The 9,017-nt window shown below is 61.9% G+C and carries 8 protein-coding genes and 1 pseudogene; 4 read left to right on the plus strand and 5 right to left on the minus strand.

Annotated features, from left to right (window positions below):
• Both AC1DR1_RS22445 and AC1DR1_RS22450 read right to left on the minus strand, forming a co-directional pair.
• Nucleotides 1-336, minus strand: a 336-nt coding sequence (locus tag AC1DR1_RS22445; RefSeq protein WP_476993373.1) for a dihydrofolate reductase family protein, incomplete at its 3' end; no start/stop codon positions are given.
• A 398-nt stretch (nucleotides 337-734) separates the two neighbouring features.
• A complete protein-coding gene (locus tag AC1DR1_RS22450) occupies nucleotides 735-1,463 on the minus strand; it encodes an HAD hydrolase-like protein (RefSeq protein WP_476993374.1) in 729 nt (242 codons plus the stop codon).
• 75 nt (nucleotides 1,464-1,538) lie between these two features.
• Between AC1DR1_RS22450 and AC1DR1_RS22455 the strand changes: the two genes are divergently transcribed.
• Entirely contained in the window at nucleotides 1,539-2,006 is a 468-nt protein-coding gene (locus AC1DR1_RS22455) for an Lrp/AsnC family transcriptional regulator (protein ID WP_229992269.1), read from the plus strand.
• Nucleotides 2,007-2,088: 82 nt separating this feature from the next.
• On the opposite strand, the pseudogene AC1DR1_RS22460 reads toward AC1DR1_RS22455, so the two are convergent.
• The 3 genes and pseudogenes from AC1DR1_RS22460 to AC1DR1_RS22470 form a co-directional block, all read right to left on the minus strand.
• Nucleotides 2,089-2,190 (minus strand): annotated as a pseudogene (locus AC1DR1_RS22460) (lyase family protein); the annotation flags it as partial.
• Between the two features lie 321 nt (nucleotides 2,191-2,511).
• The gene (locus tag AC1DR1_RS22465) at nucleotides 2,512-3,924 is read right to left on the minus strand and encodes an aldehyde dehydrogenase family protein (protein ID WP_476967763.1); all 1,413 of its coding nucleotides are present in this window, start codon (nucleotides 3,922-3,924) and stop codon (nucleotides 2,512-2,514) included.
• Entirely contained in the window at nucleotides 3,917-4,969 is a 1,053-nt protein-coding gene (locus AC1DR1_RS22470; protein WP_476993375.1) for a homoserine dehydrogenase, read from the minus strand. The genes AC1DR1_RS22465 and AC1DR1_RS22470 overlap by 8 nt, the downstream gene beginning before the upstream one ends.
• A gap of 302 nt (nucleotides 4,970-5,271) precedes the next feature.
• Here AC1DR1_RS22470 and AC1DR1_RS22475 point away from each other — a divergent pair, with 302 nt between their 5' ends.
• The 3 genes from AC1DR1_RS22475 to AC1DR1_RS22485 all read left to right on the plus strand — a co-directional run bounded on the left by AC1DR1_RS22475 (nucleotide 5,272) and on the right by AC1DR1_RS22485 (nucleotide 8,794).
• Entirely contained in the window at nucleotides 5,272-6,711 is a 1,440-nt protein-coding gene (locus AC1DR1_RS22475; RefSeq protein ID WP_476993376.1) for an amino acid permease, read from the plus strand.
• Between the two features lie 81 nt (nucleotides 6,712-6,792).
• The gene (gene alr / locus AC1DR1_RS22480) at nucleotides 6,793-7,956 is read left to right on the plus strand and encodes an alanine racemase (protein WP_476967766.1); all 1,164 of its coding nucleotides are present in this window, start codon (nucleotides 6,793-6,795) and stop codon (nucleotides 7,954-7,956) included.
• A 37-nt stretch (nucleotides 7,957-7,993) separates the two neighbouring features.
• Complete coding sequence (locus tag AC1DR1_RS22485) at nucleotides 7,994-8,794, plus strand: IclR family transcriptional regulator (RefSeq protein WP_476993377.1); 801 nt, start codon at nucleotides 7,994-7,996, stop codon at nucleotides 8,792-8,794.
• Nucleotides 8,795-9,017 lie beyond the last annotated feature (223 nt).

Here is a 9,017-nt window from a genome sequence, read left to right on the forward strand (position 1 = left end):
GTGAGTGATCTCGGCGATCGCGTCGCCGCTGACCAGGCGGGTGTTCCAGTCGACCCTGTCGATCGTCGAGGAGAACACCACCTTCGGCGTGTCCCGCCAGTTCCGCGCGAACTCGATCTCCGCCGCGGTGGCGTTGGGCTGCTGGTCGCCGGTGGGCCAGTAGGAGCTCATGGTCTCCCAGAGCTTGCGCCCGTACAGCGACAGGCCGCTCGCCCGCTCCTGGTCGAGCCACCACTGGAACAATTCGTCGCTCGGCCCGCTCCACCCGAGGTCGTCGCCGGCCGCGGCGATGTAGCCGTCCAGGGTCAGATTCATGCCGTAGATCAGTTTCCGCACGGCGCCAGCCTTCCGTCAGTCGGTCTCCAGGGTATAGATCGGGCGCGCCGCGGGAAACCCATCGGTGCGCGAACTGACTCGCAGGCAGTCCTCGTGCTCGGGGCCCAGCGTGGCATCCCCGACCGCCTCCCGCCGCGACGCCCCGTCGAACATGAGCACGCCCAGCCCGGTCGAGGATCCACCAAGGGCTGCGGGGCGACATTTACCGCTGCTAAAACGCCGCCATTTATCGCTGCGATTCACAAATATGGAATATCTCGCGCCGCGGGAGCGGGCTGACGGTGTCGCGGTGGGGGCCGGCTTAAGCGGCAAACCTCAGGCAATGGATTAGATCTGGGGCCAACCGCAGTCTCTAGCAAAGGGCGGGTTGTGAATGCCTGCTGGTCGCATTCGTGGACTCATCGCACGGGGGGACTGTCATGCTGGGCGGCTGACCGAAGGCTGTTGTTCAGGATCAACGGCAGCAGGGCCGCGGGGGAGGGGGCAACGGCGGCCGCATGCGACCCTTCTTCGACCTCCCCGTAGCCCCAGAGTGCGAATATCGTAGGGATTCCGTGTTCGGCTGCTCCCGCAACGTCGTAGCTTCGGTCTCCGACCATTGCGGGGTTGGAGATGTCCACGCCTTCGGACTGGAGCCGGTGCAACAATTCGGCGATGACCTCAGCCTTGCTCGCTCTTCCCTCGGAGTCCGACGCACCGCATACGTTGATGAAGTAGCCCTTCATTCCAAACCTTCGTGCGAGCCTGTTTGCCTGGTCTTCCACCTTGGAAGTGGCGACAGCCAATGGAATTCCGGCCAAGTGCAGGTGTTTGAGCAGGTCCATAATCCCGTCGTATGGGCTGGACTGTTCAGCCCCGTGATCGGCGTATGCATTGCGGTAGTGTTGGAGGGCCTTTTGGGCGGTTTTTTCGTCCAGTCGTGAGACTGTTCTGAAGGATTCGATCATCGGCGGGCCGACGAATCGGCGCAGTTTTTCCATCGCGGGCACTGGCGCGCCCACCGCTGCCAAGGCTTGGGCAGCACTTGCTGTAACGCCGGGTGCTGAATCCAGGAGCGTCCCGTCCATGTCGAACAAGATGCAGCTAATGCCAGTGAGAGAGGGCCGGGCCTGGTGCAGAAGTGTCATTTTTCAAGGGCTTTCGGTCTTGAAGTTAGTTCCGTTCCGGTTGGGTCCGGAGGATTATTGCTGTGAAGGGTAGGCATGGATCGGGTGAGTCTTGATCAGATAGATCAGAGGATTCTTGCGGAGCTCACGAAGAACGCTCGCATGAGCCATGCAGAGCTGGCGACCAAAGTCCTCCTGTCGAGGAATGCTGTGCGCCAGCGGATCGAACGGATGGAGCGGCAGGGGTACATCCAGGGGTACACAATTGTTGCCGGCCCTCCAGGCCAGGGCCCGGTGTCCGCCTTCCTGATGGTTTACCGGAAGGACCGGGTGCGGGGGGCGGACGTCATCTCCGTGTTGCGGTCGATTCCGGAAGTGGTTCTGTGCGATGTAGTGAGCGGTGACTTTGATCTTCTGGTGAGGGTCGAGGCACGGTCGCTGGAGAGGGTTCAGGAGATCTGGGAGCAGATCGCGGCCATTCCCGGAGTCACGGACACGGTGACGGCCATGACGCTTTCCAGCTACATCAGGCGGGGAACCGGAGGGGCCCGCGCCACGGAGTAAATGTGATCAGGCCCCGGACATGTCCGCACTTCTGACGGGCAGCACTGCGGATTCAAGCAGTAACTGAGCTGTGTCCCGGTCTGTCTGCAGCCATCGTCACCGTAGTGTCAGCTCCGGCGACAGCGAAGGCAATCTGATTCATGGCCTCCGGAATGACCGGGTTGACCTTTCCCGGCATGATTGATCGCCGCGGCTTCCCGCGGGTTGAGGATACCAAGTTCGCAGTTGGCCTGCGCCGCAGCGTTCTTGATCATGGCCAGGGAACGCACCAGATGCGGGTGGCGGGAGACAGGTGTCCCGCTGATGGTGAAGTTTTCCAAGGCCCGGGCGGTGTGTGCTCCCCAGTAGGCTGTGGCCGGTACAGGTACGTCCCCTAGCGAATCCGTCTCGATGCGGGTGGTCATGGGTTTCCGTTCTCTGAGTGGAAGTTTGGGTGTGGCGTAGCAGCGGGCCGCTCCGAGGGAGCTGGAGGGGCGCAGGACCCGGCGGCGCCCCTCCATTTCGATCAGTTCTTGATGCAGATGACTTTGGGCTGGGTCATCTCCTCATACGCGAAATGGACGCCTTCCCTGCCCATGCTCCCGTACTTGGCCCCGCCGAACGGCATGCCGTCGAAGCGGTAGTCAGAGGAATCATTGATCATGACGCCGCCTGCCTCGAGCTGGCGGGCTGCGTCCATGGCCTTGGCCAGGGAGTCCGTGAATATACCTGCATGAAGGCTGAACTCGATGGCATTGGCGACGTCGATGGCCTCTTCGAAGGTGTTGAATTTACTAAGCATCACCACAGGGCCGAAGACCTCCTCCCTCCACAGGCTGCTTTCCGCCGGGACGGCTTCCAGGACGGTCGGCTGAAGCACATTGCCGTCCGTGATATTGCCTGAGAGCAGGACAGCGCCGTCGTCGAGGGCCCCGTCCAGCTTGGTCTGGAGCTCCTGTAATGCTGTGGGGCTGATCATGGGTCCGACGTCCGTCCGTTCATCCGATGGATCTCCGGTAACCAACTGCGCCGTTGCCGCCAGGAAACGCTGCCGGAAAGCGCCGTACACTGGGGCGGCTACCAGGATCCGCTGCACCCCCACGCAATTCTGGCCTGCGGCCCAAAACGCTCCGGAGACGCAGGATTCCACGGCGTTCTCGATGTGGGCGTCGTCCAGGACTATCACGGCTGCATTGCCGCCAAGATCCATGGAGAGCTTCTTCAGGCCCGCGGTGCGGGCGATACTCTCACCAGTGGAGAACCCCCCGGTGAAGGACACCATTCGTACGTCCCGGGACCGAATAAGAGTTTCGGCCACATCCCGGTCGCCATGAACAATCGTGAGGGCCTCTTCCGGGAGCCCGGAGCTCACGAGGGCGTCCGTGAGCAGCTGGGCTGATAGGGGAGTCAGTGCAGAGGGTTTGAGAATCACGGCGTTTCCTCCGGCGATTGCCGGGCCGATCTTGTGTGCCACCAGGTTCAGGGGATCGTTGAAAGGAGTGATCGCGGCAATGATTCCCAGTGGTTCGCGGGAGTACCATCCGGTGCGGTCCTCTGAGCCCTCGTACGAGTCAAAGGGTATGACTTCGCCGGCGTTCCGGCGTGCTTCGGCAGCCGAGAGGCGGAGCGTGTTGACCGCGCGCAGTACTTCCTTCCGTGCCTGGCGGATCGTTTTCCCGGCCTCGGACACAATCGTTTGCGCGAACTCCTCGTTGCGCTGCTCGATCTCCGTTGCGGCGCCGTCCAGTATCTTCCCGCGTGCGTTGCGGGACAGTGCCCGTGCCTTCCGGGCGCCGACGCGGGCCGTTTCGATCACGGCTTTGCCGGCGGTGGCCTCGGTTAGCGAAACCGCGCCGACCACTCTGCCGTCGTAGGGGCTCAACACGTCGCGGAACTGCGGCAGCGCCGTTTCCGTCGAGCACAGCGTGGATTCAGACATTTGCGGCTACTTCCGTCCTGGCTGCGTGCATTGCGATGATGTCAGAGAGCAGGGCATAGGCGGTCTCCACACGGCCGGCTCCCGGCCCGGAGACGGTTACCGGGCCTAGAAGGTCGGTGTCGAAGGACACGGCATTGGTTGCGCCGGAAACCCCGGCCAGCCCATGGCCGAGGGGGAGCGCTACGGGGGAGACGCCTGCGGTCACTGACCCGTCCGGGTTCCGCCGCGCTGAACCCACGAGCTTCCAGCGGCGTCCCTCGCGGRTTGCCTTCTGGATATTCTCCGGCGTCACAGTCGAAATCCCCTCTCGCTGAACGTCCTTTAGTTCGATGCCTCCGTCGAGCAGCTCGTTGGCGAGGATAAGTACCTTGAGCTGAACGTCGTATCCCTCGATGTCTGCTGCGGGATTGGCTTCGGCGTAGCCGCGTTCCTGTGCCTCGCTGATGGCCTCTTCGAAGTCCAGTCCGGATTCCATCCGCCCGAGCACATAGTTGCTGGTGCCGTTGAGGATGCCTTCGAACCCGTTCAGCTTCAGCCCCGCGAACATTTTCTTGGCCAGGCGGATGACGGGAGTGCCGCTCATGACGGCACCCTCGAACTCGAAGTGCACGCCGTTCTGTTCGGCCAGGGCAGTCAGTTCGGCGCCGCGGAGGGCAACCGGGCCCTTGTTCGTCGTGCAGACGCTCTTGCCGGATTCGAGGGCCCAGCGTACGTGCGAAACTGCTGGCTCGCCGTCGTCGGGATTCGTGAAAGTGGCCTCGCAGATGATGTCGGCGGTGCAGTCACGGATAACTGATTCGTTGTTGGTGTCCGCGGACCCGCCATGGGCGGCGAAGGTTTCGCCTCCACCGTCCAAGTTGAGTGCGATGCCCAGGTCGATCCCCTCGGGCTGGACCAGCGAGCCGAGGCGCAGGTCGGTGATGGCCACGACACGCAGGCCGAAGCCCAGCTCGGAACGAAGTGTGTCACCGCGTGTTGCGACCAGTTCGGCCAGCGTCCTGTTGACGCCGCCGAAGCCGATCAGCGCAATGTCATAGGTGGTCATGGTGCTCCTTCAGTCAGTTACATCGGTCCTCCAATGCTCACCGCATTCCATGTCCGTCAGTGCATGTCATTGTGACCGAAAAACAGGGCGAACTGACCATCTGTCTGCCGATTCGGCAGCAGCGCCTCCAGGTAACTTAGGTGCAACATAAGCATGTTGAAATGTTTTTAATGACCCAAGCGCCGTTTTCGTGTTACTTTCATCACTACCGCCACTGCACAGCCCGAGGCGCCCTGTCCCCCCATGCCGGGGCGATGTGCGCATCTTTCGCATCAGACCTATCCACTCACCTGGGAGAAACCATGGAACCCTCGTCACCTGTCCAGCTAGACCCACAGCCCACGATTCCCCCGTCGACCGACTCCGGGCTCCGGCGGTCCATGGGGGCACGCCATCTGGTCATGATCGCCATGGGCGGGGTGATCGGCTCAGGGCTGTTCCTGAGCTCGGGCTACACCATTTCCCAAGCCGGACCGCTCGGGGCGGTCATCGCCTATCTGATCGGCGCCTTTGTTGTGTACCTGGTGATGGCCTGCCTCGGCGAGCTTGCCATCGCTTATCCGGTCTCAGGCGCCTTCCATATTTACGCGGCGAGGTCGATCGGGCCGGCCACCGGGTTCGCCACGGCCTGGCTCTACTGGCTCTGCTGGGCAGTGGCCATCGGATCGGAGTTCACTGCCTCCGGTCTCCTCATGCAGCGCTGGTTCCCGGATGTTGACGTCTGGGTCTGGTGCGTCATCTTCGCCTCGGTCCTCTTCGGCTTCAACGCAGTTTCCTCGAAGTTCTTCGGCGAGTCCGAGTTCTGGTTTGCCATCGTCAAAGTCGGTGCCATCGTGGTCCTCATCGTTCTTGGTGGCGCGRCGCTGTTCGGCATCCACCCGCTCAGCGAGGCGGGCAGCCACCCGTTCATGTTTGAGAACTTCAACACCTCCAGCGGTCTCTTCCCCAACGGTTTCAGCGGCGTTCTCGTCACTGCACTTGCAGTGTTCTACGCCTTCTCCGGCTCGGAACTCATCGGTGTGGCAGCGGGCGAAACAGCTGACCCCGCCACCAGCATCCCCAAGGCGATGCGCAGCACAGTCATCCGCCTGCTGATCTTCTTCGTCGGGGCAATCGCTGTCATCGCGGCTACCATCCCGTTCGATCAGGTCGGCCTGGATGAAAGCCCGTTCGTGACTGTCTTCTCATCCATAGGCATTCCCTTTGCCGCCGACATCATGAACTTCGTCATCATCACCGCACTCCTCTCCGCTGGAAACAGCGGCCTCTTCTCCTGCGCACGGATGCTCTACTCCCTTGCCGACGAGGGGCACGCCCCCCGGGCGCTGAAGAAACTGACCCGAGGCGGTATCCCCATAATCGCGCTTTCAGTCAGCATGCTCGGAGGCCTTGCGTCGCTCATCAGCAGTGTCGTTGCGCCCGAAACGGTCTACCTGGCTCTTGTTTCAGTGGCAGGTTTCGCCGTCGTCGGGGTCTGGATGTCCATCACCGCCTCGCACTTCTTCCACAGGAGATCCTTCGTCAAGAAGGGCGGCGATGTCGCCGCCCTTCCCTACAAGGCACCGCTGTTCCCGCTTGTGCCGATCCTGGCCTTTTCGCTCTGCCTTATTTCGCTGATCGGCATCGCTTATGACCCGAACCAGGTAGCAGCCCTCTATTTCGGAGTTACTTTTGTTGGCGCCTGCTACGCCTTCTTCTACTTCAAGTACGGACGCAAGGCGCGCGCAAACCAACTGTCCTAACGCCGTCATCAACTATCGCCTACCCAGCTTCTCGGCCGGGGACTTTCGTCCCCGGCCGAGAAGCTGTTCAACGAATAATCCATGAATTCACAAGACCTGATGCAACGCATGCGCAGTTCGGCCCTCGACGCCGGCAGCTGGCTGGAGATTGACGCCGCAGCTTTCGAGTCAAACGTCCGGAACCTCCTGTCCCTGATCGATAACCGGGCGCTCCTGTGCGCAGTGGTCAAGTCCCATGCCTACGGACACGGAGCTGACCTTTTGCTCCCTTCCCTTGTTCGCCTAGGCGTTCCCTTCGTCGGAGTAGGAAGTAACGAGGAGGCAGCCATTGCACGCCGCTGCGGTTTTGCGGGCCGGATTCTGCGTGTCCGTGCCGCGGCGCCGCAGGAGATCAAGGCTGGCATGCGTCACGACATCGAAGAACTTGTTGCCGACCCGCAGAGCGCCTGGGAGATGCACAAGATCGCTGCCGAGGCCGGGACGGCGATCCGCATCCACCTCGATATCAATGCTTCCGGGATCAGCAGGCACAGCCTCGACGTCTCATCCACGCTTGGGCGGGCATCCGCGGTAGGGATCGTTAGCCACCCTGGGCTTCTACTGGCCGGGATCATGACGCATTTTCCCAAAGACGATACCGGCCATATCGAAACGGCTCTACTGCGTTTCCGCAGTCAGGCGTTGACGCTGCTCCAACTGACCGGAACGCGCCGGGAAGACGTGCTGCTCCACTGTGCCAACTCCTACGCCGCGCTGCACGTACGCGGCTCGTGGCTGGACATGGTCCGTGCCGGGGCAGTCCTCTACGGCGATTCGGAACCTGCAACAGGGCACTTCCAACGGTGTTTGGCCTTCAAAGCCCGGATTGCGTCCATTAATAGCTATGCAGCAGGCACTAAGGTCGGCTACGGGCTCACCCATACCTTGGACCGGGACTCCAGGCTGGCGTCAGTGACAGCAGGTTACGGAGATGGCTACCGGAGGGCACTGGCCAGCCAAGGCAGCGTACTTGTCCGCGGCCGTCGCGCTGCCATAGTCGACATCGTTTCGATGAATTCCATGGTTGTCGACGTCACCGACGTGGCGGGAGTTTCCCCTGGAGACGAAGTCGTGTTGTTCGGGCGGCAGGGACGCGCAGAAATCGCTCCCGCAGAACTGGAAGCAGCGAATTCAGCGATACTCGCTGACCTCTACACTGTGTGGGCGCAAGGAAATCGCGTCCTGGTCAACAATGAAGACATGTGAGAATAGGCGTAGTCATCGGGCGGAAGGAGCACGGAGCATGGATTCTTCCTCGGAAGCGTCGTCTATGGCCCAAGGACTTCGAATTGTTCGCCTGGTCGCGGACCGGGAGAAGCGGGGCAGGCGGCTTCTCGGCGTTTCCCAGCTCGCATCCGAGTTGGATATGGAACAAAGCCGCGTCTCAAGGCTGACGCAGGAATTGTGTGAGTTGGGACTGCTGGAGCGAGTCGAACGCGGTCCCTTCCGAACCKGTCCAAGTTTTTTCAGCCTGGCCGCAGCGCTGAATACCGGCTGGGTCCGCGAATCAAGAGCCGAACTTGAGGCTTTGGTGGCTTCTTTCGGCCTTAGATCCAGAGTTTCCGTCCGTGATGGCTTCCGGGTCGTTCTCCTGCGGGCCTCCAGTAACGATGCGGTTCCCGGCAGCTTCGTGAAACCCGGCATGGTGACGCCCGTGTGGTGTACCGGCTCCGGACGGGCCTTGCTGTGGGACCACCAGCATCCAGCCGTTGAAGTCCTTCTCCAGGAAGTCAACTTTATCGGCGTAGGCGGTCCGGGGGCGGCCCATTCGCCGCAAGAAGTCGCCGAACTGATGGACCGGGACAGGGCGCGGGGCTTCATTGTCGCGGAGGAAGAATTCGAGCACGGAATCTACGAACTGGCCGTTCCCGTCCGCAACGCTGATGGATCAATTCTTGCCGCGCTCAGCGTCCTCGGCGGCCGGGCCGAGATCAAACCCAGCACCAATGACATTGCAAAGGCCCTTACGGCCGCAGCCGAACGGCTGGGGTCCTTTGAGGGCCGTCCCCGGGGCGACGCGGGCCGGAAGGGCCTTGCCAGCTGATATGAGTTGAGTCTGTCCTTCACAAACACCTCCGGAGATGTCAGGACGGGATGTATCAGATTCCCTTGAGGACCCGGGGCTGATCCGCGGGGTCCTCCCGACGCCTTCGGAGGTGTTTGTCATGTCTGTTCAGGCCGCGGCGGCCGGTGATTCACCCGTTGTTGTTGCTGTCGATGTTGGCAAGAGGGTGGTCGCGTTGTCGGTCACTGATGCGGCCCGGCAC

This window comes from Arthrobacter sp. P4_F10, assembly GCF_056401435.1.